The following is a 23,989-nucleotide window of genomic DNA, read 5'->3' as shown; positions in this document are numbered from 1 at the left end:
CTGTTAGAAGAGGGTTTCCATTTCGGTGGCACGAGTAACGGCCGCCTGCATGGCTTGCGCAGTCAGCGGCATCAGCCCCTGCTGCTGGAAGGTGTTGATGGCTTCGGCAGTGGTGCCGCCCTTGCTGGTCACCTGCTCGCGCAGGGTTTGCAGCGCCAGCTCGGGGTTCTGCTCCACCATGGCGGCTGCGCCCAGCGCGGTCTGCTGCACCAGCAGGCGTGCCTGCTCGGGTGAGAAGCCCATTGCTTCTGCTTCTTCGGCGATGGCTTGCATAAAGAGGAAGAAGTAGGCCGGGGCACTGCCCGCCGCGGCGATGACGCCGTTGATGCCGGACTCCTGCTCCACCCAGAGGGTCTTGCCGACCGCCTGCATCATCTGCTCGGCAAAGTCGCGATCACTGGCTCCAATATGCTCGGGGGCGTAGAGGCCGGTCATGCCCAGGCCCAGCAGGGCCGGGGTATTGGGCATGGTGCGGATGATGCGGTCATGGCCACCGGCCATCTCGCCAAGGCGCGCCACCTTGATACCAGCCGCGATGGAGATAAGCAGCTTGCCCTCAAGGGAGCCCAGCTCGGCAACCAGCGCGGCCAGCATACCGGCCATCAGCTGTGGTTTGACCGCCAGCACGATCACTTCGGCGTCGCGGGCCGCCTCGGCATTACTCTGGGTGATGTGAATACCATGTTCGCTCGCCAGCGCCTCCAGCTTGGGCAGGCTGGGGTTGGCGGCCGTGATCTGCCCGGCGGGATAGCCCGCCTTGACCAGTCCGGCAATGATGCTGCGGCTCATGTTGCCCGCGCCGATAAAGGCCAGCGTTCTATGCTGCATCAGATGCTCCTGTTGCACATGGGGTCGCGGTGAGGTGGGTGCTGCCTGCACCACCTGACGCCAGAATTCGGTGTTCCATCAAACGCTCCTGTTGATGAAGTCGCGGCAAGGGGCGGATCTATCGGTTATCCACCAGCCTGCCTATGAGTAGTCACGGGCGCCGAAGATGGCGGTGCCGACCCGCACCATGGTACTGCCATGGGCGATGGCCAGCTCGAGATCTTCGGTCATGCCCATCGAGAGGGTATCCACCGTGGGGTATTGTCGCGCAAGCTCGGTGAACAGAGTCTGCATGCGGGTCATTTGGGCGGCCAGGACGGTCTCGTCACTGGTGTGTTCGGGAATGGCCATCAGCCCCCGCAGCACCAGTCGGTCACTGAGGGAGACCAGCTCGGCAAGGCGGAAAATCTCTTGTTCCGACGTTCCGGATTTGCTGCTCTCTCCGCTAATATTGATTTGCAGACAAACATTTAGCGGTGCCATGCTGGCGGGGCGCTGGTTGTTGAGGCGGTCGATCAACTTGTCCCGATCCACGCTCTGCACCCAGTCGAACCGTTCGGCGACCAGTTTGGATTTGTTCGATTGCAAAGGGCCGATAAAGTGCCACTCTATGTCGCAATATTCCGGCTGCTGGCGCAAGGTATCGATCTTGGTCGCCGATTCCTGGGCGTAGGATTCGCCAAAGCAGCGCTGACCTGCGGCATGGGCGGCCATGACGGCCTCGACCGGTTTGGTCTTGCTCACGGCCAGCAGGCGGATCTGCTGCAGGTTGCGGCTCGCCCGTTCGGCGGCCTGGGCAATACGTTCCTTTACCTGAAACAGGTGCTGGGCAATCTGGTTCATATTTCGTTAGTGATCTTGTGATGGGAGAATGACAAGTCTATGGATATCACAGAGTTATTGGCTTTCAGTGTAAAGCATAAAGCCTCGGATCTACACCTCTCGGCCGGGGTTCCCCCGATGATCAGGGTTGATGGTGAGGTTCGCAAGATCAATTTGCCCGCCCTGGAACACCGGGAAGTGCATGCCCTCATTTATGACATCATGAACGACCATCAGCGCAAGGAGCTGGAGGAGAACTTCGAGGTCGACTTCTCGTTCGAGGTGCCTAATCTGGCCCGTTTCCGGGTTAACGCCTTCCAGCAGGCGCGCGGTTCCGGCGCGGTATTTCGTACCATCCCCAGCACGGTCTTGAGCCTCGAGGATCTCGATGCGCCGGAGATCTTTCGCAAGATCTCCGAATACCCGCGCGGTCTGGTGCTGGTGACCGGCCCGACCGGTTCCGGTAAATCGACCACCCTGGCGGCCATGGTCAACTACATCAACGAGAACTTTCATCACCACATTCTCACCATCGAAGACCCCATCGAATTCGTTCACGAGAACAAGCGCTGTCTGGTGAACCAGCGGGAAGTACACCGCGATACCAAGAGCTTCAGCAACGCCCTGCGCTCGGCACTGCGGGAAGACCCGGACATCATTCTGGTGGGCGAGATGCGTGACCTCGAGACCATTCGTCTGGCCATGACCGCCGCCGAAACCGGCCACCTGGTGTTTGGCACCCTGCACACCTCGTCGGCGGCCAAGACCATCGACCGTATCATCGACGTCTTCCCCGGTGCGGAGAAAGACATGGTGCGCTCCATGCTCTCCGAATCCCTGCGGGCGGTTATCTCCCAGACCCTGCTCAAGCGCATTGGTGGCGGTCGGGTGGCGGCTCACGAGATCATGATGGGCATTCCGGCGGTGCGTAACCTCATCCGGGAGGACAAGATCGCCCAGCTCTATTCGGTGATCCAGACCGGGATGACCCACGGCATGCAGACCATGGATCAGAGCCTCAAGCAGCTGGTGAGCCGCGGCGTGGTGGCATCCCTCGATGCCAAGGCCAAGGCCGTCGATCCCAACAGCGTTTAAGAGCGTCGAACCCAGGGAGGGATAAATGATGAATCTGGATGAATTGCTGACCGAACTGGTCGAACGAAAGGGCTCGGATCTGTTTGTGACGGTGGGCTCGCCGCCCACTCTCAAGGTCAATGGTCATCTGGTGTCGCTGGGGGGCGAGGCGCTTGACAAGAAGGGGGCGCTGACGCTGGTCAGGGATACCCTCAGCAGCGATCACTTCGAGCGCTACATCCGTACCAAGGAGGCCAACTACGCCATCTATCGCGAGGCGCTTGGCCGTTTTCGGGTCAGCGCCTTCTGGCAGCAGGAGCTGCCCGGCATGGTGATACGGCGCATTGAGACCCGTATCCCCACCTTTGAAGATCTGCAGTTGCCCAACATCCTGCAGGAGGTCGCCATGGCCAAGCGGGGGTTGGTGCTGTTTGTCGGGGCCACCGGGGCGGGTAAGTCCACCACCCAGGCGGCGATGATCGGCTATCGCAACCAGCATGCCGATGGCCATATCCTGACGGTGGAAGACCCGGTGGAGTTCGTCCATCAGCATGGCCGCAGTCTGGTGACCCAGCGTGAAGTGGGGATCGATACCGAGTCGTTCGATGTGGCGCTGAAGAGCTCGCTGCGTCAGGCGCCGGACGTGATCCTGATCGGCGAGATCCGCAGTCAGGAGACCATGGAGTTTGCCCTGCAGTTTGCCGAGACCGGTCACCTTTGCCTCGCCACTCTGCATGCCAACAACGCCAACCAGGCGCTGGATCGGATCCTCCATCTGGTGCCGCAAGACAAACATCGCCAGTTCCTGTTCGATCTCTCCTTCAACCTGAAAGCCATCGTTGCCCAGCAACTGGTGCCAAGCATGGATGGCAAGCGGCGTTTTGCCGCGTTCGAGGTGCTGCTCAATACCCCGCTGATCACCGACATCATCCGCAAGGGTGAGATGCACCGCCTCAAAGAGGTGATGACCAAATCCACCGAACTGGGCATGCAGACCTTCGATCAGGCGCTGTTCAGCCTGTTCTGTGCCGGCCAGATTGGCTACAGTGAGGCCCTCGCTCATGCCGACTCGGCTAATGATTTGCGTCTGCAAATCAAGCTCTCTGGTCAGGATACGCTTGGCTCCGGCACGCTGGAGAATGTGACGCTGGATGAATGAATCATGGGGCCGTTTTGTCGTTCGGCCCCTCGCCATAAAGGAACGTTATGCTGATTGTGGTTTCCCCGGCCAAGACGCTGGATTACGAGTCACCGCTGGTGACCTCCCGTTTCACCCAACCCGAGCTGCTGGATCACTCTGCCGAACTGATTAGCCGGGCCCGCCAATTGAGCCCGGATCAGATTGCCAGCCTGATGAAGATCAGTGACAAGTTGGCGGGCCTCAACGCCGCCCGGTTTGCAGAGTGGCAGCCAGATTTTACCCCTGCCAACGCCCGTCAGGCGCTGCTGGCCTTCAAGGGGGATGTCTACACCGGATTGGCGGTAGAGGATTTCAGCGAGGCCGATTTTGACTTCGCTCAGGCGCACCTGCGGATGCTCTCCGGCCTCTATGGCGTGCTGCGCCCCCTCGATCTGATGATGCCTTACCGGCTGGAGATGGGGACCAGGCTCGACAATAGCCGCGGTAAGGATCTCTACCAGTTCTGGGGGGAGGTGATCACTCACCACCTCAATGATGCGCTGGCCGCACAGGGTGATGAGGTGCTGATCAATCTGGCCTCCGACGAGTATTTCAAGTCGGTACGGCCCAAGAGCCTGAAAGGGCGGATCGTCACGCCGGTGTTCAAGGATGAGAAGAACGGCCAGTTCAAGATCATCAGCTTCTACGCCAAGAAGGCGCGCGGCATGATGGCCCGCCATATCATCAAGCACCGTCTGACCGAGGTGGAGCAGCTGACCGGTTTCAACGCCGAGGGCTACTATTTCGTGCCGGAAGAGTCGGATGCCAATACCCTGATGTTTAAACGCGCCAAAAATTAATTACAAAAAGAGGGAACTAATCTTTCGACCCGCGGGTCTGAATATGTGAATCCTCTGTTGTAAGCACTTTTTATTCGCCGACGTTTGATACGTCGGCTTTTTTATTGCCGTTTTTATTGTCCATCGATTGCCTTCGCCGGGCCTATGTGGTTCAGATAGACTCAAGACAGGGAGTGAGTTGTCGCGAGGTGAATATGGAACAGAAAAATGCCATTCGGCAGCTTGCCGTACCTTGGGCTCCGTCCCGCCAGCTACCGCCCGGTCTGGTTGTGGCCGAGTTGCATCAGGATCTCTGGGGTGACTCCCTGACCATCATGCTGGGACGGGCGCGCAGTATCGATCTGCCCCCGCAAATCCTCTGCCGGGTCTATTTCCGCCACATCTATGCCCTGCGGGTGATCGAGGATTGCGATCTGGCCGAGGGGAAGGATAGCCACGCCATCGAAGAGCAGATCCAGCTCATCACCCCATCCCGTTTTGCCAGCTGGTTTCATCAGGAGTCGGACGGCCTGCATCTGGACGAAGATCTGCAGCACTATCGCATCTCGACCTGGGATTATTGCGCCGATGTGCTGACCTCCTCGGCACCGGAACTGCAGTTCCTGCCCCAGAGCGAGTAGCCAGCGGTCACGTCAGAGGCGAAGGGGATCCTTCGCCTCTTGTGTTTGTGGAGGTGCAGAGCGTGCGATGCTCAGGTCACTCTGCCAGAGGGGGCCTGTTGTGTTGGCACAAAAAAAGCGCCTCAGAGGAGGCGCGGGGAAAAAGACAGATTGGAAGCGTCACATGGGTGCTACTTGAATCAGCGAATGAGCCGTGCCATTCAAGTATGAAGCCATCATGCCAAGCTCAATCTGAAGGTGTTCTGAGGCGATTCTTCATTTTCTGTTCATCTTGTCAGTAAACACCGACCACTGGCTGAAAGCCTTTTCATTTCTGCGGCCAGAGGATGTGCAACTGGAGCATGAACAACACACAGGTTTACGGTGCCAGCTCGAAAGCCGTGCCTGTTTGTTCCAGAGCCAGCAACCAGCGCTTGATGGGAATGCCGCCTGCATAGCCGGTCATATCGCCGCTGCGTCCGATCACCCGATGGCAGGGTACTATGATGCTGAGCGGATTGCGGCCATTGGCAGCGCCCACCGCTCGCACCGCCTTGGGATTGCCGATGGATTGGGCTATCTCGAGGTAGCTGACGGTCTCGCCATAGGGAATATCGCACAAAGCGTTCCACACCGTTTGCTGGAACGGGGTGCCCCGAGCGGCCATGGGCAGGTCGAAAAGCTGCAACTTCCCGGCGAAATAGGCGTCGAACTGGGCAAGATAGGGGGCCAGCGCCTTGTCATCCCGTTGCCAGTCAGCTTGCGGCATGACGGGCCGCTCCCCGTGCATAAACTCGACGTGGCGCAGGCCATCCTGATCGATAGCGACCAGCAGGGGGCCTCGGGCGCTGTCGCAAAAACTGTATCTCATCGGCTGACATCCTTTGTAGGCTGGAGGCTCAGTCCAGAACCGGCTTGCCGCGGGCGGATTTGATATCCCCTTTGCGTTTCTTGGCATCGACCCGTTTGCGCTGGGAGCTGCGGGTCGGCTTGGTGGCATGACGAGCCTTGGGGCGCCAGGCTGCTTTCTTCAGCAACTCCACCAGACGGCTCATCGCCTCCTTGCGGTTCATGTCCTGGCTGCGATGGCTCTCGACCCGGATCATGATAAAGCCGTCGTGTACCCGGCTGTCGCTCAGCTTGTCGAGACCCTCCTTGTAGAGGGGCGTCAGGCTGGGAGAGCTGCGGTAATCGAAGCGCAACCAGACGGCGGAGTCGGTCTTGTTGACGTGTTGTCCGCCATTGCCCTGTGCCCGCATGGTCTGGAATTGCAGCTCATGCCAGGGAATCGTGACGCTGTTGGAGATAACTAACATGCTGTTTTGCTCTTGTTTGGTGCATACCCGCTGGCCGCTGCAGCATGGTGCCTCATTATGGGGCGCACTGGCCGGTTATGGGGATGTGCCTGGCGAATGGCGCTGGCATTAAACTCTATCTATATGAAATAAAACAATAAAAATACTTGGCATAAGAATTGAAACCCGATTCATGACACACCATGGATTGGGAGCAACCAGATGAAGCTGATTAGTGCGATTATCAAACCGTTCAAGTTGGACGATGTCCGCGAGGCGATTGCCAACCTGGGGGTGGAAGGGCTGACCGTGTCCGAGGTCAAGGGATTTGGCCGCCAGAAGGGACACACCGAATTATACCGGGGAGCCGAGTATCAGGTCGACTTCCTGCCCAAGGTGAAGCTGGAGATTGCCACCGCCGATGATAACGTGGAAGGGGTGATCGAGGCGATCTGCAAGGCGGCCTATACCGGCAAGATCGGCGACGGCAAGATTTTTGTCTACGACTTGCTGCAGGCGGTGCGCATCCGCACCGGCGAGAGTGACGACGAGGCGCTGTGATGAATTGCATCCGTGACGTGCAGATCTGCTGACCTCCCGACCTCGGGGAATCCCGATGGGGTGAGCGCTTATTGAAGCCTGATTAACAGAATGTGTTGGTCAGAAGAGGCCGGATGGGATTCCATCCGGCCTCTTTAATTTTATTGGCGATTAAATATGTGAAGTACGATGGCAAGCGTTCTTGATCCGCTTATAAGATGTATGCAGAATGCAAACGGCAATCGTTATCACTCTGTATAGCTAATCAAGGAATGGATGATGAAAATGAAGATGTTGGCACTGGCTTTCTCTGCGTTGGCTGCTCAGTCGGCATTGGCGGCCGGGGAAGTGAATGTCTACTCCAACCGGCAGGATGAGCTGATCAAGCCCATCATCCAGCAGTTCGAGAAGGAATCGGGCATCAAGGTGAACGTGGTGTTCGCCAAAGAGGGGTTGAACGAGCGTCTGGAGCGGGAAGGCAAACTCTCTCCGGCCGACCTGATGCTGACCGTCGATATCAGCCGTCTGACCGATCTGGTGGACAAGGGGCTGGTGCAGCCGGCGGACAGCAAGATCCTGCAGGAGAACATCCCCGCCATCTATCGTGATCCGGAGAATCGCTGGTTCGCCCTGACCACCCGGGTGCGCGCCATCTACTCCAGCAAGGATCGTCTCGGCAAGCTCGACACCATCAGCTACGAAGATCTGGCCAAGCCGGAATTCAAAGGGAAAATCTGCACCCGCAGCGGCAAGCATGAGTACAATGTGGCGCTGGTCTCCTCGATGATTGCCCATCACGGCATGGCCGAGACCAAAACCTGGCTGGAAGGAGTCAAGGCCAACCTGGCGCGCAAACCGCAGGGCAACGACCGGGATCAGGTCAAGGCGATCAAGGATGGTATCTGTGACGTGTCGCTCGGCAACAGCTACTATCTGGGCGCCATGTTGAAAGATCCGGCGCAGAAGTCCTGGGCGGATGCGGTTTATATCAACTTCCCGAATCAGGCTGACCGCGGTGCCCACGTCAACGTGAGCGGCGTGGCCATGACCAAGTATGCCAAGAACAAGGCCGAGGCCCAGAAGCTGATGGAGTTCCTCGCCGGCGATACCGCCCAGCACATGTATGCGGACGTGAACGCCGAGTATCCGGTCAAGGCCGGGGTCGAGCCTTCCGCCATGGTCAAGTCCTGGGGCAGTTTCAAGTCTGACGCACTACCGGTCAGCGATTATGCCAAGCACCGCAAGGACGCCTTGCAGTTGCTGGATGAAGTGAAGTTCGACTTGTAATCAGATGGGGCCAACGGCCCCATCAACCTCTGTGGTCTCATGAAAAATTTTGGATGGATGACCGGCAGCTGGGCCATCGCCCTGCTGCTGGGTTTACCGGTTATAGCCCTGCTTTTCTCAGCCTTCTCGGCTGAGGGAGATCTGTTTCGTCACCTCGCCGATACCGTGCTGCTCGATTATCTGGCCAATACCCTTGGGCTGGTGGTCGGCGTGGTGCTGCTCAGCCTGCTGTTTGGCGTGCCAACCGCCTGGCTGGTGGCCATGTGTCAGGTACCGGGGAGGCGCGCCCTGCAGTGGGCGCTGATGCTGCCGATGGCGATGCCCTCCTATATCGTTGCCTATGTCTATACCGACCTGCTCGACTACTCGGGCCCGCTACAGGCCGGGTTGCGCACACTCTTTGGCTGGAACACTCCGGCCGATTACTGGTTTCCTGCCATTCGCTCCCTTGGCGGCGCCGCCTGGGTGCTGGCTTTGGTGTTGTTTCCCTATGTCTATCTGCTGACCCGCGCCTCCTTTCTGGAGCAGTCGGTCAGCCTGATCCACTCCAGCCGCTTGCTCGGTTGTACCCCCTGGCAGAGTTTTCGCCGCCTCAGCCTGCCGCTGGCGCGCCCCGCCATCATGGTGGCGGTATCGCTGGTGGCGATGGAGACGTTGGCTGACTTCGCCACCGTCCACTTCTTTGCCATCAATACCCTGACCACGGCGGTCTACGACACCTGGCTCGGCTATGGCAGTCTGGCCACCGCGGCCAAACTCTCCTGCCTGATGCTGCTGGCAGTGGTACTGCTGATCGCGCTAGAGCGCCGCTCTCGCAGCCGGCAGCAGGTGTTCCAGAAGTCCATGGGTCATGAGCAGCCGCTGCGCTACCCGCTCAAGGGGATTCGCCGTTGGCTGGCTGGTCTCTGGTGCTGGGGTCTGGTGCTGGCCGGCTTCGGCCTGCCGTTCGTCATCCTGCTTGATTACGGGGTGCGCTACTTCGAGTTGTCGTGGACGCCGGAGTTCGTCCGCTTTGCCGGTAACAGTCTGCTCATCTCGGCGCTAACCGCCCTGCTAGCGATGGGGATTGCACTGCTGCTGGGCTTCTTCCGCCGTCTCGATGGCGGGATCAAGAGTCTGCTGCCCCTGCGCATCGCCGCCATGGGATACGCCATGCCGGGGACCGTGCTGGCCATCGGCGTGCTGGTGCCGCTCACCGCCCTCGACTTTGCCATCAACGATCTGGCCGAGTGGTTGGGGCGTCAGGGGCCGGGGCTGCTGCTGACCGGCACCATCACCGCCATCGTGTTCGGCTATCTGGTGCGCTTCGTGGCCATCGCCATCGGCTCGGTGGAGAGCAGCATGGGCAAGATCTCTCCCAGTCTCGACATGGCGGCCCGCTCCCTGGGGCAGGGTGATGGCGGCATGCTGCGGCGGGTGCACCTGCCGCTGGTGCGCCGCGGTCTGTTTGCCGGTGCCATGCTGGTGTTTATCGAATCCATGAAGGAGCTGCCTGCGGCGCTGCTGCTGCGGCCGTTCAACTTCGACACCCTGGCGACCCACGTCTACCAGTTCGTCTCGGACGAGATGCTGGAGCGCGGCGCGCTGGGCGCCATCGTTATCGTGCTGGTGGGGCTGTTGCCGCTGATCTGGGTCAACCGCACTCTGGACAGTCCGGGCCACTGAGTCGCCACGTCGGCCAATGAAATTGCATGTGGTGCGCTGAACCGAAAGGCAGCGCGCCGCCAGAAACGAGAGGAAGTCAGCCTTGTCCTGTTTGCAGGTTGAAAATGTCAGCTGCCGTTACAACGGTCGCAATGTGCTGGAACAGCTCTCCCTGACGGTGGCAGACAACGAGATCGTCTGTTTGCTGGGAGCGAGCGGCTGCGGCAAAACCACGCTGCTCAAGGCCATCGCCGGCCTGCTGCCGCTGGCAGAGGGTACGATCCGCCTCGGCGATACCCTGCTCGACGGGGCGGATGCCAGCGTGCCGCCCGAGGCGCGCAATATCGGGATGATCTTTCAGGATTACGCCCTCTTCCCCCACCTGACGGTGGCCGACAACGTCGGTTTCGGTCTGACCCGACTCGATCACCGAGCCCACCAGCAGCAGGTGGACGAGGCGCTGGCGCTGGTCAATCTGCAGGGGCTGGGGGATCGTTATCCGCACCAGCTCTCCGGTGGCCAGCAGCAGCGGGTGGCCATCGCCCGGGCGCTGGTCTGCAAGCCGCGGCTGATGCTGCTGGATGAACCCTTCTCCAACATCGACACCCAGGTGCGGATGAAGTTGATCCTCGAGATCCGCGCCCTGCTCAAGCAGCAGGGGATCGGCGCCATCTTCGTCAGCCACAGCAAGGAGGAGGCATTCGCCTTCGCCGATCGGCTGGCGCTGTTTCGCGCCGGTCACATCGAGCAGGTGGGCCAGCCGGAGCAGCTCTATCGCCGCCCGCAAAACCGCTTCGTGGCGGAGTTTCTCGGCGGGGTCAACTATCTGGCCGCCGAGGTGGTGGACAGCCACTGCGTGCAGACGGCGCTCGGGGTCATCTGTGGCAGCGAACCCCATGGTCGTGCGGTGGGCGAGCAGTTGCAGTTGATGCTCAGACCCCAGCAACTGCTGCTGGAGAGCGCCGCAGAGGGCGAGCTCAAGGTGGTGGAGCAGCAGTTCCTCGGCCACCATTGCCGGGTGCTGTTCGAGTGTGGCGATCTGCAGCTGGAGGCGAGCATTGGCGAGCCCCTTGAAGGGATGCGGGCACGGATCAAGGTCGCCCCTCATGGGCTGGTGTTGTTCGACCCTTTACCCTGAACGCGTGATATCGTCGTGAAATCAAAGAACTGGAACAACTCTGGTTTATAATCGCGCAACGCTAATAGCCCGTAACGCTAACGCCTACTCAGGGGAGAGATATATGAAAGCCCAAGCCGGGATCTGCGCAGAGCCGAATCTGCACGCCCTCTATCTGATGTTCAATCGCACCGGCGATGCCGCCGAACTGGCCGGCCGTCTGGCCAAGTTGCCTGCCCTGTGGCAGGCGGTGGCCGCCGATTTCCCCGATGCCGGTTTCAGCGGGCTGGTTGCCGTTGGCGCCGATGCCTGGGATGGTCTCTACCCTGCCGCCCGTCCGCCCCAGTTCCGTAGCTTTATGGCGCAATCCGCCAACGGTCAGGAAGCGCCCAACACCCCGTTTGATCTCTTTATTCAGCTGCGTGCCGATCGGGTGGATGTACTGCACCACGTCGGTCACCGCGTGATGGCGCTGCTGGCCGGACTGGTCGAGCTGGCCGAAGAGGTGCGCGGTTTCCGCAATCTGGATTGCCGTGACCTGACCGGTTTCGTCGATGGCACCGAGAACCCGCAGGATGAGCATCGCGCCGAAGTGGCGTTGTTGGCCGATGGCGAGTTTGCCGGTGGATCCTACATTCACGTCCAGCGCTGGGTCCACGCCATGAGCGACTGGGAGAAGCTGGCGCAAAAAGAGCAGGAAGACATTATCGGTCGCACCAAGCCCGACAACATCGAGTATGAGTCTGCCGCCAAGCCGCTGACCGCCCACATCAAGCGGGTCAACCTCAAGACTCCGAAAGGGGAGTCTATGGAGATCCTGCGCCAGAGCATGCCCTGGGGCACCATGCGCGAGCAGGGGCTCTACTTCATCTCCTGCTGCCGCACACCGCAGCACTTCAACGCCATGCTGGCCAGCATGTACAAGGGGGAGGGCAGCCACTTCGATCACCTGCTGCGCTTCACCAAGGCAGTGACCGGCGCGGCTTTCTTCGCCCCATCGGAAGGCTTTTTGATGGCACAGGGCAAATAAGCCCGCCTGACGAAGCTGCAGAAAACAAAAATCCCGGCCTTGGCCGGGATTTTTCGTTCTGGCGTGATCGCTATGACGCGGTGGCCACCATTACGGGGTCTGTTCGAACAGCTCGAGTGCGGAGAGGTAGAGCTCTTCGATATCGGTATCGCTGGTCGGGGTGATGAAGATGGTGTCATCACCGGCGATGGTGCCGAGGATCCCCTCTGCCTTGCCGAGGGAGTCGAGCAGGCGGGCGATCAGCTGGGCCGCGCCCGGGCTGGTGTGGATCACCACCAGTGCGCCGTTGTGGTCGACGTCCAGTACCAGATTCTTGAGCGGGCTGGAGGTGGTGGGCACGCCCAGCTCCACCGGCAGGCAGTAGACCATCTCCATCTTGGCATTGCGAGTGCGAACGGCGCCGAAGCGGCTCAGCATGCGCGATACCTTGGACTGGTTGATGTTCTCGAAGCCCAGCTCTTGCAGGGCGGTGACGATCTCTGCCTGGGAGCCAAAGCGCTCTTCTTTCAGCAAGGCTTTAAAGGCCTTGGCCAGTTTTTCTTGCTTGTCGTTGTGTTTCATCTTGGTCTCACGAATGAGGAGGTGTGGCGGCCTGTGTGACACAGGCGGCAGATACGAACAGCGAGGCCATTTTGCATTCATATGCCGTTTTTTGCAAGGAAGCGGCGCTTGTTCTGCATATTGATTCAAAAATGGCTTGCATCAACCTCTATTAGGGATAGAATCGGGATGAAATTTTGAAAACTTATTCAATTGGGCTGTATGGGTATTGAATTAATAGGTATCGAGAAATCCTGGCACAAGGTGCCGGTTCTGCAACAGGTCAGCTTTCGGACATCCCCCGGTGAAACCTTGGTGTTGCTGGGCCCGAGCGGTGCTGGCAAGAGTTCCCTGCTACGGATGATGAACCTGCTGGATACCCCGGATGCGGGTGTTCTGCGGATTGGCGAAAGTGAATTTTCTTTCCCGAACGCCCTCTCTGCTGCCGAATTCAACCGCCAGTCCCAACTGCTGCGTCGCAAGGTGGGTATGGTGTTCCAGCAGTACAATCTCTGGCCACATCTCACTGTGATGGAGAATCTGATTGAAGCGCCGGTCAAGGTGCTCGGCATGAGCAAGGAGGCCGCCATCGAGAAGGGGGCCTATCTGCTGGCCCAGTTGCAGCTGGCCGACAAGCGCGATGCCTGGCCTGCCCGTCTCTCCGGCGGTCAGCAGCAGCGGGTGGCCATTGCCCGTACCCTGATGATGGACCCGGAAGTGCTGCTGTTTGACGAACCGACTGCCGCGCTGGATCCCGAGATCACCAAAGAGGTGGCCGAGATTATCCGCAACCTGAGCCAGACCGGCATTACCCAGGTGGTGGTGACCCACGAGGTCGATTTTGCCCGCAAGGTGGCCAGTCAGGTGATTTATCTGGAGAAGGGGCGGATCATCGAATCCGGCACCGCCGCCATTTTCCAATCCCCGCAAACCAGCCGGTTTGCCGAATTCTTGATGCATTGATATTGAATCGATAAGGAAGCTGTCATGAAAAAGAGTCTGTTGTTGGTTGCTGCCATGGGTCTGTTGAGTACCTCGGTCATGGCCAAAGAGATCAAGTTCGCCACCGAGGCCACCTACGCGCCGTTCGAATACCTGGATGACAAGAACGAGTTTCAGGGTTTTGACATCGATCTGGCTCGCGCCATTTGCGAGCAGGCCAAGCTGGAGTGCAGCTTCCACAACCAGGCCTTTGACAGCCTGATCCCCAGCCTGAAATTCCGTCGCTATGATGCCGCCATCGCCGCCATGGACGTGACTCCGGAGCGCTCCGCGCAGGTCGATTTCTCCGACATCTACTACGAGAACTCGGCAGTATTCGTCGCCAAGAAAGATGCCTTCAAGGGGCCGGAAGAGATGGTCGACAAGACTGTCGGTGTGCAGAACGGCACCTCTCACCAGTCCTATCTGGTGGATAACTGGGTGAGCAAGGGTCTGCTGACCGTGCCTTATGCCAGCTACCAGAGCGCCTTCCTCGACATGATGAATGGCCGTACCGACGGTGTGTTTGCCGATACCGCCGTTGCTGCCGACTGGCTGAAGCAACACAAGGAGTATGCGGTAGTGGGTACGCCGGTGACCGATGCCAAGTACTTCGGTACCGGCTTTGGCATCGCGGTCGCCAAGGGCAATCAGGAGCTGCTGACTCAGCTGAACAAGGGGCTGGCCGAGATCAAGGCCAACGGCACCTATCAGAAAATCTTCGACAAATACTTCGCGCAGTAAGCCATGTTGAGCCTGTTGTTGGATGCAGCCTGGATGACCCTCGGGCTGGCCTTGGCATCACTGGTCGGGGGCATGGTGTTGGCACTGGCGTTCAGTGCCGCCGAGCTCAGCAAGCAGCGTGCGCTGGTGTGGCCGGTGGCCACTCTGACCACGCTGATCCGTGGCCTGCCCGAGTTGCTGGTGGTGCTGTTCATCTACTTCGGCTCGACCCAGGTGCTGTTCCTCATCACCGGCGAGTATGTGGAGTTCAGCCCGTTTGCCTGCGGCGTGCTGGCGCTCTCCCTGCTGTTTGCCAGCTATGCGACCCAGACCCTGCGGGCGGCACTCAATGCAGTGCCTGCCGGGCAACGGTTGGCGGCGATGGCGCTGGGTCTTGGCAAGGGCCACATCTTCTTTCGTATCGTGTTGCCGCAGGCGTGGCGTCACGCCCTGCCGGGCCTCGGCAACCAGTGGCTGGTGCTGCTGAAAGACACCGCGCTGGTGTCGCTGATCGGGGTCAACGAGATGATGCGTCAGGCGCAGATGGCCTCGGCCAGTACCTATGAGCCGTTCACCTGGTATGCCGCCGCCGCCCTCATCTATCTGGCTATCAGTTTGGTGAGCGAGTACGGCCTCGGGCTCGCTGCCCGCTACACCCGCCGCTACGGAGGCTAACTGATGCAAGAGTATCTCGTTACGTTGCTGGGCGGTCTGGTCACCACACTGGAGCTGACTCTGTTCAGCCTGCTGCTGGGGATAGCTCTGGCGGCCCTGATGACCTGGGTGCTGGAGCTGCGCCTGCCGGTGGCGACCCAGCTGGTGCAGCTGTGGGTGCTGATCTTTACCGGTACGCCGCTGCTCATTCAGATCTTCCTGATTTACTACGGGCCGGGGCAGTTCGAGTGGCTGAAAGCCAGCCCGCTCTGGCCGCTGCTCAAGCAGCCTTGGTTCTGCGCCGTGCTGGCACTGGGTCTCAACACGGCGGCCTACTCCACCCGGTTGTTCAAGGGGGCGCTCGATGCCATCCCGGCCGGTGAGGTGGAAGCGTGCCGGGCGCTGGGTTTCTCCTCCGGGCAAACCCTCTGGATGAAGGTGCGCCACGCGGCCCGTCATCTGGTGCCTGCCTACTCCAACGAGGTGATCCTGGTGCTCAAGGGGAGTTCCCTCGCCAGTACCATCACCATCATGGACATCATGGGGCTGGCGCAGGGGTTGAATGCCCAGACCTACGATACCCTGGCGGTGTTCGGGGTGGCTGGCGGGCTGTATCTGGCGATGAACGGATTGTTAACAATTGGTTTTCGCTGGTGTGAAAAACGGGCGTTGGCATTTCAATCCTGAAACCTTCATAACTACCTCTTTATGGTAAGGAGAAGTGCAGAAAAACTGTGCTTCTCCTCCAACTTTTTGTATTTCCCTCCAATTTTTGCTCCCGCGTGTTTCGTGGCTCACAGAACCCGTGACTGCAACTGTTATCAGATTGTTTTTTATGGGGGGATCCATTAAGGTTGGGCGCACAACAAGAAACAACCTTAAACCTACGCTTAAACATGGAGTTGATCATGAAAGTTGCCGTTCTGGGTGCCGCTGGTGGCATCGGTCAAGCCCTCGCTCTGCTGTTGAAAAACCGTCTGCCGGCTGGCTCCGAGCTGAGCCTGTATGACATCGCCCCGGTCACCCCGGGTGTGGCCGTTGACCTCAGTCATATTCCTACCGACGTCGCCATCAAGGGCTTCTGCGGTGAAGATCCGACTCCTGCGCTGGTTGGGGCCGATGTGGTGCTGATCTCCGCCGGTGTGGCACGCAAGCCGGGGATGGATCGCTCCGACCTGTTCAACATCAACGCCGGTATCGTCAAGAATCTGGTCGAGAAGTGCGCGGCCACTTGTCCGAAAGCACTGATCGGCATCATCACCAACCCGGTCAACACCACTGTGGCCATCGCCGCCGAAGTGCTGAAGAAAGCCGGTGTCTATGACAAGCGCCGTCTGTTCGGTGTCACCACCCTGGACGTGATCCGCGCCGAGACCTTCGTGGCCGCCGCCAAAGGGCTGAACATCGACAAGGTTCGCGTCAACGTGATCGGTGGTCACAGTGGCGTGACCATTCTGCCGCTGCTCTCCCAGATTGAAGGCGCCTCCTTCACTGCAGAAGAAGTGGCTGCCATGACCAAGCGCATCCAGAATGCCGGTACCGAAGTGGTGGAAGCCAAAGCCGGTGGCGGTTCTGCGACCCTCTCCATGGGTCAGGCGGCTTGCCGTTTCGGTCTCTCCCTCATCAAGGGTCTGCAGGGTGAAGCCAACGTTGTTGAGTGCGCCTACGTGGAAGGCAACGGCGAGCACGCCACCTTCTTCGCGCAGCCGGTACTGCTGGGCAAGAACGGCGTCGAAACCGTACTGGATTACGGCAAGCTGAGCGCGTTCGAGCAAGAAGCGATGGAAGGCATGCTGGCTACCCTGAAAGCCGATATCCAGCTGGGTGTCGATTTCGTCAAGTAAGCGGGTCAACCGTGCCAACAAGGGAGCTTCGGCTCCCTTTTGTATTGATGAGATCCGCCCGGCAGGCTAAGGGGATGGGGGTTGGTGCCGATAACAGAGTGCAGCAGGAGATCCTTATGATGAAACCCCTTACCCTTCTCGTTCTTGTCGGTGCATTCAGCGCGCCCCTCTATGGTGCCGAGGCGGTATCGGCTGCCGTATCGAGCGATGCGCCAGCGGTCAGTGCCTCGATGCCGACTGAAAGCAGCGCTGCGGTGGCAACGGCGCCTGTCTCTGCGACTACACCTACGCCCTCTGAGGCTGCCCCCGTCTTGCTCCCGGCCGAGCCGACCACACCGGTCGCCAGCAGTGGCGAGGGTGCTGCGCCGCTGCCACAACCGGTGGAACCCGCTGCTGCGGTTGCACCTCCCGCGCCACTGGCCGCTGGCGAGTTGCAGGCGGTGCCGCTCTATCGTCAGGACGAACTGCTCAACTGGATTGAGCAGGGGCGTCATCTCACTCAGGTGAAGCAGGATCGCTGTCAGTTGACTCAGGATATCGAAGCGCGCGCCTCGGTGATGAAGATCCCGGCCTATCAGTACCTCTGGGGGGATATGTTGGCATGGGGCGTCTGTACCAAGCCCAATGCCGAACTCGGAGTGCAATATATGTGGGAGGCGGCCAATCAGGGGTTGGCGCCCGCGCTGGAGCAACTGGGCCGCTACTACTGGAAAGGAACCCTGGTGCAGAAGGATCTGGTGCGTGCCGAGACTCTGATGCGCGAGGCGGCCAGCCTCGGTTTTCTGCGCGCCCGCATCGAGTGGGTCGAGATGCTGTTGCAGGGGATGGGCAGCCCGCTCGATTATGAGGATGCCTACCGTTGGCTCCATGGTGCTGTCATCGGTGACAAGGCGCTGCACCAGAAGGCGGCGAGTCTGCTCAGTCGGCTTGGCAACCGGATGCCGGCCAACGTGGTAGCCCGCGCCAAGGCGATGCACTGATCCAACAAAATGACCCACAGATCTGCATCTGTGGGTCCGGTTCCAGCCGCCGTGCCATGACAGGCCGGAGCCTCCCTCCGTTATATGGCCGCCCGCGCCTTAGAGATCTTGATGGGGGCCAAAAACTTCGTAATGAAGCTGCCCGGCTGATACCCCAGCCGCCAGCAACTGCCGCTTGATCTCTTGCATGAAGCCCACGGGGCCACAGAAGTAGTAGTGGGCCTCTGGCGTGATGCGTTCCTTCACTGCGGTCAGATCCATGGTGCCGGAAAGGTCGTAATCTTCGTCCGGCACATCATTGGCCTCCGGCTCCCGATACCAGACCCGGCTCAGCAAGTTGGGATGCTGGCGGGATTTTTGCTGAATATCTTCCCTGAAAGCGTGCACAGCGCCCTGTTCGCAGGCGTGCAGCCAGGTGATATCGGCCTGATGGCCGCTCGCCAGCAGCTGGTTAAGCATGCTCATCATCGGCGTCACGCCGACACCGGCGGAGAGCAGTACCACCGGAGTCTGGCTGTCGGCTTTCAGATAGAAATCGCCAGTGGGGGGCATCACCTCGATCTTGTCACCCACCTGCAGGTGATCGTGCAGCAGATTGGAGACCTGACCCTGCGGCTCGCGCTTGACGCTGATGCGGTAATCCTGCCCGTTGGGGGCATCGGAGAGGGAGTACTGGCGGATCTCCTGATATTCGAGCTCGGGATGAACCAGCTTAATGCTGAGGTATTGGCCCGGTTTGAAGTCCAATACCGGCTTGCCATCTTCCGGCGCCAGCAGGAAGGAGGTGATGATGGCGCTCTCGGCCCGCTTCTCCTTGATGATGAAGCTGCGGGTACCTTGCCAGCCGCCATCCTGATTGGCCTTCTCCTGATAGATCTCCCGCTCGCGGCCGATGAAGATGTCGGCCAGCACACCATACGCCTTGCCCCATGCCTCCAGCACCTCGTCGGTGACCGCACTTCCGCCCAATTCTTTGAGCGTGGCCAAGAGATGACTACCTACAATGTGATATTGTTCCGGCTGGATCAGGAATCCGGTATGTTTGTGCGCAATCCGCTCGACCGCACCGGCGAGTGCCCCCAGATTGTCGATATTCCTGGCGTAAGCCGCGACCGCATTGAACAGGGCCAACGGCTGGCCGCCACTGCGTTGATGGGCCAGGTTGAAGATATCTTTCAGCTCCGGGTTATGGCTGAACATCCGCTGATAGAAGTGCTGGGTAAGGGCCGGACCTGCTGATTCGAGTAGCGGAATGGTGCTTTTGATGACGGCAACGGTGGTTTGATCTAGCATAGGGGCCTCGTTTTAATTGAACATATAAAATGTCATTTAATAAGTGGCATCCTAGATGTTTATTTGATTTGAATCAATACTCCACTTTTCGCATTGCGCTAATCAGGTTTTATGAGACTAACCAGTTATACAGATTTCGGATTGAGAGCCCTGCTCTATCTTGCCACCCTGCCGGAAGGGGAGTTGTCGAGCGTCGCCAAGGTATCGGCCCTGTATGGCGTTTCCCGCAACCACATGGTGAAGGTGGTCAATCAGCTGGTGAAGCTGGGCTATCTGCAATCCCAGCGGGGCAAGAATGGCGGTATTCGCATGGCTTGCGATCCGGCCACCATCAATATCGGGCAGGTTATCCGTGCGCTGGAAGGCAATCTGGACGGGATCGACTGCGGCTCGCCCGTTTGCCATATCGTCTCGGTTTGTCTGCTCAAGAGTGCGCTGCGAGAGGCAATGGATGCATTTTTGGCGGTGATGGACAGCTATACGCTGCAAGACCTGCTGGCCAACCGTGCCGAGTTGCAACGGGTCTTCGGCGAGTTGATCCCGACCCTGGTGCTGGAGCCGGATGACGAAGACGAACAATGAAAATGAGCAATAGAAAAGGGCTGCCACTGGCAGCCCTTTTTCAATGTTGTGAATCTGTATCGGCCCGGTAAGATGCCGGCATGATCCGCGCCATCTTTACCATGTTGTTCTCCACATCGAGGATCTCGATAGGATAACCGGCCAGTCGGATCCCGATGTTGGGCTGGGGGATCTCCTCCAGATATTCGAGGATCAGACCGTTGAGGGTGCGCGGGCCGTCGATGGGCAGGTGCCAGTTCATCTCCTTGTTCAGCTCGCGCACACTGGCCGAGCCTTCCACCAAAAACGTGCCGTCCGGCTGGGGGTGGATCTCGTCGCTCGGCGCGGGCGTCATGGAGGTAGTGAAGTCGCCCACGATCTCTTCCAGAATGTCGTCCAGGGTGATCAGTCCCTGAATATCGCCATACTCATCGACAATCAGGCCGATCCGCTCCTTGTTGCGCTGGAACTTGGCCAGCTGCACGTTGAGCGGGGTCCCTTCCGGAATGAAGTAGATCTCGTCCACTTCCCGCAACAGACTCGATTTGTTGAACAGATCCCGAGCAACCAGTCTCAGGGCATCGCGCGCGTGTAAAAAGCCGACAACGTCATCGATATTGTCGCGATAGAGCAGGATTTTGGTGTGGGCGCAGTGAGCCAGCTGACGCTGGATGCTCTTCCAGTCATCGTTGATGTCGATGGCGTAGATGTCGCTGCGCGGCACCATGATGTCCTCGACCAGCATCTTGTCGAGATCCAGGATGCTGAGCAGCATCTCCTGATGACGCTTGGGGATCAGGTTGCCTGCCTCGTTGACGATGGTGCGCAGCTCCTCGGTGTTGAGGGAGTCATCCTTGTTGGGATTGATCTTCAGCATCTTGAGCAGGCCGCTGGTGATGCCGTTGATCAGCCAGACCAGCGGCGAGAGCGGCACCATCAATCCTTTCAGGATCCAGGAGGCGGGATAGGCGATCTTCTCCGGGAACATGGCGGCCAGGGTCTTGGGGGTCACTTCACCAAACACCAGCACCACCAGGGTCAGGCCGAAGGTGGCGATGGCGACGCCGAGATCACCAAACAGCCGGATGCAGACGATAGTGGCGATGGCTGAGGCGAGGATATTGACCAGATTGTTGCCGATCAGGATCAGCCCCAGCAGGCGATCGGGGCGGGCGAGCAGTTGTTCGACGCGGCGTGCGGCTTTGTGTTTGGTCTGTGCCAGATGCCGCAGCTTGTAGCGGTTGATGGACATCAGGCCGGTTTCGGAACTGGAGAAAAAAGCGGATAGAAGGATCAAGATAACGAGGACAATCAGTAATGTGCTCGTTGAGATGCTGTCCAAAAAGGGCTCCTGTTGGATGGTGTGACGAAAAGAGTAGGGGTCAGCTCAACAACACTTCTTTGACGAAGCGGCTGCCAAAGTAGGCAAGGGTCAGGATGACGCTGCCAATCAGACTGAGCGTGATGACTTTACGGCCGCGCCAGCCATAGGTGTGATGACCCCACAGCAACAGCACGTAGACACACCAGGCAAGAATGGAGAGCACCGCCTTGTGGGATTTGCCCTGGGCGAACATGTCTTCGAGGAAGAAGAGGCCGGAGGCGATGGAGAGGGTCAGCAGCAGCACCCCCGCAGAGATCAGCTGGAACAGCCGTTTCTCCACCGTCATCAGTGGTGGCATGGCTGGCAGATTACTGATTTTTCTCGATTTCAGCTGCTTGTCCAGACAGGCGAGCTGCAGCGCAAACAGACAGGCGATCATCAATACCGAGTAGGCCATCAGCGCGAGGCCGATGTGCAGCAACAGCTGGGGATGGGCCTCCAGATGGGTGATGTAGCGACCCGGGATCAGGGCACTGGCTGCCAGTAACAGGGCCGAGAAGCTGTAGACCACCGGCAGCAGGATCCAGCCGTTGAAGCGGCGGGTGACGCAGGTCATGAAGCAACTGATGATGAGGCTGACCAGCGAGGCAACGTTGAGCATGCTCAGGTTCTGGCCGGAACTCTGCAATACCTCTGAACCGAGGGCGCTGGCATGGGCGATCAGGGCCAATCCGATACAGGCAAACAGGGAGCGCTGTCCCACCGGCTTGGCGCTCAGTAACAGATGCAGGGAGGCGATGATGGCCAGCAGATAAAACGCCAGGGCCAGAACAGAGATTACGATCATAACCAGGTCGTTGTTGCACAAGCTTTTGAGGGTAAGAGGGGCAGTATACCTTGCACGAGAAGTGCTCGCCAGTTGTGCAACGGTCGATCTGCCCATATATAGGGAGAAGGTCCCTGCTGCTGCGGTGCGGTGAATAATCGTCCTCGCGCCCGCTCTGGGTTATAATGCCTCCAATTTATTACGCCAAGAACCGGAATCCGTCATGTTTGAGAATTTGACTGAACGACTCTCGCGCACCTTGCGCAATGTCAGTGGCCGTGGTCGCCTGACCGAAGAGAACATCAAGGAAACCCTGCGCGAAGTCCGCATGGCGCTGCTCGAGGCGGATGTCGCCCTGCCGGTAGTGCGTGATTTCGTGGCGCGCGTCAAAGAGCGCGCAGTCGGGCAGGAAGTGGCCAAATCCCTGAGCCCGGGCCAGGCATTCATCAAGATTGTGCACGGTGAACTGGTCACCGTGATGGGGGAGGCCAACGAACAGCTCAACCTGGCTGCCCAGCCGCCTGCGATCATCCTGATGGCCGGTCTGCAGGGTGCCGGTAAGACCACCACAGTTGGCAAACTGGCCAAACTGCTCAAAGAGCGCAGCAAGAAGAAAGTGCTGGTGGTCAGTGCTGACGTCTATCGCCCTGCGGCGATCAAGCAGCTGGAGACCCTGGCCAGCGACATCGGGGTCGACTTCTTCCCGAGCGACGCCAGCCAGAAGCCGGTCGACATCGCCACCGCCGCCATCGATCAGGCGCGCAAGAAGTTCTATGACGTGGTGATCGTCGATACCGCCGGTCGTCTGCACGTCGACAGCGAGATGATGGCCGAGATCCAGCATCTGCACGCCACCATCAAGCCGGTCGAAACCCTGTTCGTGGTCGATGCCATGACTGGTCAGGATGCCGCCAATACCGCCAAGGCGTTTAACGAAGCATTGCCGCTCACCGGTGTGATCCTCACCAAGGCGGACGGCGACGCCCGCGGTGGTGCCGCCCTGTCGGTGCGTCACATCACTGGCAAACCGGTCAAGTTTATCGGTATGGGTGAAAAGACCGATGCGCTGGAGCCGTTCCACCCGGATCGTCTCGCTTCCCGCATCCTCGGTATGGGCGATGTGCTGTCGCTGATCGAGGAAGTCGAGCGCAACGTCGATAAAGAGAAAGCGGCCAAGCTGGCCAGCAAGGTCAAGAGCGGTAAAGGCTTTGATCTGGAAGATTTCCGCGAGCAGCTGGTCCAGATGCGCAACATGGGCGGCATGATGGGGATGCTCGACAAGTTGCCTGGCATGTCCGGCTTGCCGGATAACGTGAAAGATCAGATGGATGACAAGCTCACCGTGCGGATGGAAGCCATCATCAGCTCCATGACGCCGAAAGAGCGCGCTCATCCTGATCTCATCAAGGGTTCCCGCAAACGCCGTATCGCCGCAGGCTCCGGCATGCAGGTGCAGGACGTGAACAAGCTGCTCAAGCAGTTCACCGAGATGCAGCGCATGATGAAAAAAATGTCCGGCAAGGGCGGCATGCGCAAGATGATGAGCCAGATGAAGAACATGATGCCCCCCGGTTTCGGTGGCGGTCGCGGCCCGTTCTGATCCGGCCAGCGTGTTGATGGGGGTCTGCCGCGGCAGGCCCCTTTTCATTGCGGTTCTGCGCAAAAAATGGCTGGCTTGGTTGCAATTATTACGAATCCAAGTAGAATTACGCGGCTTATTTTAAGCTAGGGTCCGCGTGTTTGCGGGCCTTGTTCATTAGATGTTAATGAGGACGATATGGTAACCATTCGTTTACAACGTGGTGGCGCGAAAAAGCGTCCGTTTTACCAGGTAGTAGTTTCTGACAGCCGTTGCGCCCGTGACGGTCGCTTCATCGAGCGCGTTGGTTTCTTCAACCCGGTTGCTGCTGGTTCTGCTGAAAAGCTGAACCTGGACCTGGCTCGTATCGAGCATTGGGTTGCTACTGGTGCCGCTGTTTCTGACCGCGTTGCCAAGCTGATCAAAGACGCTAAAAAAGCTGCTTAATCAGCTAAACGGTAAGGAGTT

The 23,989-nt window shown here is 59.1% G+C and carries 26 protein-coding genes; 18 read left to right on the top strand and 8 right to left on the bottom strand.

Features of this window, described 5'->3' with window-relative positions:
• Positions 1–3: 3 nt before the first annotated feature.
• Entirely contained in the window at positions 4–828 is an 825-nt protein-coding gene (gene proC, locus OKC27_RS01725) for a pyrroline-5-carboxylate reductase (RefSeq protein WP_270805888.1), read from the bottom strand.
• A 141-nt stretch (positions 829–969) separates the two neighbouring features.
• Entirely contained in the window at positions 970–1,671 is a 702-nt protein-coding gene (locus tag OKC27_RS01720; RefSeq protein WP_270805887.1) for a YggS family pyridoxal phosphate-dependent enzyme, read from the bottom strand.
• 39 nt (positions 1,672–1,710) lie between these two features.
• Here OKC27_RS01720 and tapT point away from each other — a divergent pair, with 39 nt between their 5' ends.
• The 4 genes from tapT (at position 1,711) to OKC27_RS01700 (ending at position 5,324) form a co-directional block, all read left to right on the top strand.
• Entirely contained in the window at positions 1,711–2,745 is a 1,035-nt protein-coding gene (gene tapT / locus OKC27_RS01715; protein WP_042063177.1) for a type IVa pilus ATPase TapT, read from the top strand.
• 28 nt (positions 2,746–2,773) lie between these two features.
• Positions 2,774–3,883, top strand: coding sequence for a type IVa pilus ATPase TapU (gene tapU / locus OKC27_RS01710; protein ID WP_111806244.1), 1,110 nt, complete (start codon positions 2,774–2,776; stop codon positions 3,881–3,883).
• A 47-nt stretch (positions 3,884–3,930) separates the two neighbouring features.
• Positions 3,931–4,704, top strand: coding sequence for a peroxide stress protein YaaA (gene yaaA / locus OKC27_RS01705; protein ID WP_182938753.1), 774 nt, complete (start codon positions 3,931–3,933; stop codon positions 4,702–4,704).
• A gap of 194 nt (positions 4,705–4,898) precedes the next feature.
• The gene (locus OKC27_RS01700) at positions 4,899–5,324 is read left to right on the top strand and encodes a hypothetical protein (RefSeq protein WP_270805886.1); all 426 of its coding nucleotides are present in this window, start codon (positions 4,899–4,901) and stop codon (positions 5,322–5,324) included.
• 358 nt (positions 5,325–5,682) lie between these two features.
• Here OKC27_RS01700 and OKC27_RS01695 read toward each other — a convergent pair whose 3' ends face one another.
• Both OKC27_RS01695 and arfB read right to left on the bottom strand, forming a co-directional pair.
• The gene (locus OKC27_RS01695) at positions 5,683–6,174 is read right to left on the bottom strand and encodes a methylated-DNA--[protein]-cysteine S-methyltransferase (protein ID WP_182938754.1); all 492 of its coding nucleotides are present in this window, start codon (positions 6,172–6,174) and stop codon (positions 5,683–5,685) included.
• A 28-nt stretch (positions 6,175–6,202) separates the two neighbouring features.
• Positions 6,203–6,619: an alternative ribosome rescue aminoacyl-tRNA hydrolase ArfB gene (gene arfB / locus OKC27_RS01690; protein ID WP_075113904.1), complete on the bottom strand. Its 417-nt coding sequence runs from the start codon at positions 6,617–6,619 to the stop codon at positions 6,203–6,205.
• 201 nt (positions 6,620–6,820) lie between these two features.
• On the opposite strand from arfB, the gene glnK reads away from it, so the two are divergent.
• The 5 genes from glnK (at position 6,821) to OKC27_RS01665 (ending at position 12,216) form a co-directional block, all read left to right on the top strand.
• The gene (glnK, locus tag OKC27_RS01685; RefSeq protein WP_005341406.1) at positions 6,821–7,159 is read left to right on the top strand and encodes a P-II family nitrogen regulator; all 339 of its coding nucleotides are present in this window, start codon (positions 6,821–6,823) and stop codon (positions 7,157–7,159) included.
• A gap of 258 nt (positions 7,160–7,417) precedes the next feature.
• A complete protein-coding gene (locus tag OKC27_RS01680) occupies positions 7,418–8,425 on the top strand; it encodes a Fe(3+) ABC transporter substrate-binding protein (RefSeq protein ID WP_197970805.1) in 1,008 nt (335 codons plus the stop codon).
• Positions 8,426–8,464: 39 nt separating this feature from the next.
• Complete coding sequence (locus OKC27_RS01675; RefSeq protein ID WP_182938756.1) at positions 8,465–10,090, top strand: ABC transporter permease; 1,626 nt, start codon at positions 8,465–8,467, stop codon at positions 10,088–10,090.
• A gap of 82 nt (positions 10,091–10,172) precedes the next feature.
• Positions 10,173–11,207, top strand: coding sequence for an ABC transporter ATP-binding protein (locus OKC27_RS01670; protein ID WP_270805885.1), 1,035 nt, complete (start codon positions 10,173–10,175; stop codon positions 11,205–11,207).
• Between the two features lie 103 nt (positions 11,208–11,310).
• The gene (locus OKC27_RS01665; protein WP_182938758.1) at positions 11,311–12,216 is read left to right on the top strand and encodes a Dyp-type peroxidase; all 906 of its coding nucleotides are present in this window, start codon (positions 11,311–11,313) and stop codon (positions 12,214–12,216) included.
• Positions 12,217–12,306: 90 nt separating this feature from the next.
• Here the strand turns inward: OKC27_RS01665 and argR are convergent, their stop codons facing one another.
• Positions 12,307–12,777, bottom strand: a complete 471-nt coding sequence (gene argR, locus OKC27_RS01660; RefSeq protein ID WP_005340378.1) for a transcriptional regulator ArgR — start codon at positions 12,775–12,777, stop codon at positions 12,307–12,309.
• Positions 12,778–12,978: 201 nt separating this feature from the next.
• Between argR and OKC27_RS01655 the strand changes: the two genes are divergently transcribed.
• From OKC27_RS01655 to OKC27_RS01630, 6 genes are all read left to right on the top strand, one after another.
• Complete coding sequence (locus tag OKC27_RS01655) at positions 12,979–13,719, top strand: ATP-binding cassette domain-containing protein (RefSeq protein WP_111806084.1); 741 nt, start codon at positions 12,979–12,981, stop codon at positions 13,717–13,719.
• Positions 13,720–13,743: 24 nt separating this feature from the next.
• Positions 13,744–14,481, top strand: a complete 738-nt coding sequence (locus OKC27_RS01650) for a transporter substrate-binding domain-containing protein (RefSeq protein WP_042024243.1) — start codon at positions 13,744–13,746, stop codon at positions 14,479–14,481.
• Between the two features lie 3 nt (positions 14,482–14,484).
• Positions 14,485–15,135, top strand: a complete 651-nt coding sequence (artQ, locus tag OKC27_RS01645) for an arginine ABC transporter permease ArtQ (protein ID WP_111806089.1) — start codon at positions 14,485–14,487, stop codon at positions 15,133–15,135.
• Between the two features lie 3 nt (positions 15,136–15,138).
• Positions 15,139–15,801: an arginine ABC transporter permease ArtM gene (gene artM / locus OKC27_RS01640; protein ID WP_058053931.1), complete on the top strand. Its 663-nt coding sequence runs from the start codon at positions 15,139–15,141 to the stop codon at positions 15,799–15,801.
• Positions 15,802–16,022: 221 nt separating this feature from the next.
• Positions 16,023–16,958, top strand: coding sequence for a malate dehydrogenase (mdh, locus tag OKC27_RS01635; RefSeq protein WP_005340384.1), 936 nt, complete (start codon positions 16,023–16,025; stop codon positions 16,956–16,958).
• 368 nt (positions 16,959–17,326) lie between these two features.
• Positions 17,327–17,938, top strand: a complete 612-nt coding sequence (locus tag OKC27_RS01630) for a tetratricopeptide repeat protein (RefSeq protein WP_156129202.1) — start codon at positions 17,327–17,329, stop codon at positions 17,936–17,938.
• A gap of 99 nt (positions 17,939–18,037) precedes the next feature.
• On the opposite strand, the gene hmpA is transcribed toward OKC27_RS01630, so the two are convergent.
• Positions 18,038–19,231: an NO-inducible flavohemoprotein gene (gene hmpA / locus OKC27_RS01625; protein WP_270805884.1), complete on the bottom strand. Its 1,194-nt coding sequence runs from the start codon at positions 19,229–19,231 to the stop codon at positions 18,038–18,040.
• A gap of 111 nt (positions 19,232–19,342) precedes the next feature.
• Between hmpA and OKC27_RS01620 the strand changes: the two genes are divergently transcribed.
• Complete coding sequence (locus OKC27_RS01620) at positions 19,343–19,813, top strand: Rrf2 family transcriptional regulator (RefSeq protein WP_182938760.1); 471 nt, start codon at positions 19,343–19,345, stop codon at positions 19,811–19,813.
• A 40-nt stretch (positions 19,814–19,853) separates the two neighbouring features.
• Here OKC27_RS01620 and OKC27_RS01615 read toward each other — a convergent pair whose 3' ends face one another.
• Both OKC27_RS01615 and OKC27_RS01610 read right to left on the bottom strand, forming a co-directional pair.
• Complete coding sequence (locus OKC27_RS01615) at positions 19,854–21,134, bottom strand: HlyC/CorC family transporter (protein ID WP_042059662.1); 1,281 nt, start codon at positions 21,132–21,134, stop codon at positions 19,854–19,856.
• A 40-nt stretch (positions 21,135–21,174) separates the two neighbouring features.
• Complete coding sequence (locus OKC27_RS01610; protein ID WP_042059703.1) at positions 21,175–21,963, bottom strand: cytochrome C assembly family protein; 789 nt, start codon at positions 21,961–21,963, stop codon at positions 21,175–21,177.
• A 202-nt stretch (positions 21,964–22,165) separates the two neighbouring features.
• Between OKC27_RS01610 and ffh the strand changes: the two genes are divergently transcribed.
• Positions 22,166–23,542 carry a signal recognition particle protein gene (ffh, locus tag OKC27_RS01605; RefSeq protein ID WP_270805883.1) on the top strand — a complete coding sequence of 459 codons (1,377 nt, stop codon included), beginning with the start codon at positions 22,166–22,168 and terminating at the stop codon, positions 23,540–23,542.
• A 177-nt stretch (positions 23,543–23,719) separates the two neighbouring features.
• Positions 23,720–23,968, top strand: a complete 249-nt coding sequence (gene rpsP / locus OKC27_RS01600) for a 30S ribosomal protein S16 (protein WP_042059663.1) — start codon at positions 23,720–23,722, stop codon at positions 23,966–23,968.
• Positions 23,969–23,989 lie beyond the last annotated feature (21 nt).

The sequence above is a fragment of the Aeromonas sp. QDB62 genome (genome assembly GCF_027705695.1).
Lineage (GTDB): Bacteria > Pseudomonadota > Gammaproteobacteria > Enterobacterales > Aeromonadaceae > Aeromonas > Aeromonas allosaccharophila.
Note: the sequence above shows the minus strand (reverse complement) of the source record. Positions and strands in the feature narration are given on the sequence as shown.

Coding starts and splice junctions, on each gene's coding strand:
- OKC27_RS01610 (WP_042059703.1), bottom strand. CDS start 21,963: ATGATCGTAATCTCTGTTCTGGCCCTGGCGTTTTATCTGCTGGCCATC.
- OKC27_RS01720 (WP_270805887.1), bottom strand. CDS start 1,671: ATGAACCAGATTGCCCAGCACCTGTTTCAGGTAAAGGAACGTATTGCC.
- arfB (WP_075113904.1), bottom strand. CDS start 6,619: ATGTTAGTTATCTCCAACAGCGTCACGATTCCCTGGCATGAGCTGCAA.
- tapT (WP_042063177.1), top strand. CDS start 1,711: ATGGATATCACAGAGTTATTGGCTTTCAGTGTAAAGCATAAAGCCTCG.
- OKC27_RS01655 (WP_111806084.1), top strand. CDS start 12,979: ATGGGTATTGAATTAATAGGTATCGAGAAATCCTGGCACAAGGTGCCG.
- OKC27_RS01620 (WP_182938760.1), top strand. CDS start 19,343: ATGAGACTAACCAGTTATACAGATTTCGGATTGAGAGCCCTGCTCTAT.
- OKC27_RS01675 (WP_182938756.1), top strand. CDS start 8,465: ATGAAAAATTTTGGATGGATGACCGGCAGCTGGGCCATCGCCCTGCTG.
- yaaA (WP_182938753.1), top strand. CDS start 3,931: ATGCTGATTGTGGTTTCCCCGGCCAAGACGCTGGATTACGAGTCACCG.
- OKC27_RS01665 (WP_182938758.1), top strand. CDS start 11,311: ATGAAAGCCCAAGCCGGGATCTGCGCAGAGCCGAATCTGCACGCCCTC.
- artQ (WP_111806089.1), top strand. CDS start 14,485: ATGTTGAGCCTGTTGTTGGATGCAGCCTGGATGACCCTCGGGCTGGCC.
- argR (WP_005340378.1), bottom strand. CDS start 12,777: ATGAAACACAACGACAAGCAAGAAAAACTGGCCAAGGCCTTTAAAGCC.
- proC (WP_270805888.1), bottom strand. CDS start 828: ATGCAGCATAGAACGCTGGCCTTTATCGGCGCGGGCAACATGAGCCGC.
- rpsP (WP_042059663.1), top strand. CDS start 23,720: ATGGTAACCATTCGTTTACAACGTGGTGGCGCGAAAAAGCGTCCGTTT.
- tapU (WP_111806244.1), top strand. CDS start 2,774: ATGAATCTGGATGAATTGCTGACCGAACTGGTCGAACGAAAGGGCTCG.
- artM (WP_058053931.1), top strand. CDS start 15,139: ATGCAAGAGTATCTCGTTACGTTGCTGGGCGGTCTGGTCACCACACTG.
- glnK (WP_005341406.1), top strand. CDS start 6,821: ATGAAGCTGATTAGTGCGATTATCAAACCGTTCAAGTTGGACGATGTC.
- hmpA (WP_270805884.1), bottom strand. CDS start 19,231: ATGCTAGATCAAACCACCGTTGCCGTCATCAAAAGCACCATTCCGCTA.
- OKC27_RS01700 (WP_270805886.1), top strand. CDS start 4,899: ATGGAACAGAAAAATGCCATTCGGCAGCTTGCCGTACCTTGGGCTCCG.
- mdh (WP_005340384.1), top strand. CDS start 16,023: ATGAAAGTTGCCGTTCTGGGTGCCGCTGGTGGCATCGGTCAAGCCCTC.
- OKC27_RS01650 (WP_042024243.1), top strand. CDS start 13,744: ATGAAAAAGAGTCTGTTGTTGGTTGCTGCCATGGGTCTGTTGAGTACC.
- OKC27_RS01680 (WP_197970805.1), top strand. CDS start 7,418: ATGAAAATGAAGATGTTGGCACTGGCTTTCTCTGCGTTGGCTGCTCAG.
- ffh (WP_270805883.1), top strand. CDS start 22,166: ATGTTTGAGAATTTGACTGAACGACTCTCGCGCACCTTGCGCAATGTC.
- OKC27_RS01695 (WP_182938754.1), bottom strand. CDS start 6,174: ATGAGATACAGTTTTTGCGACAGCGCCCGAGGCCCCCTGCTGGTCGCT.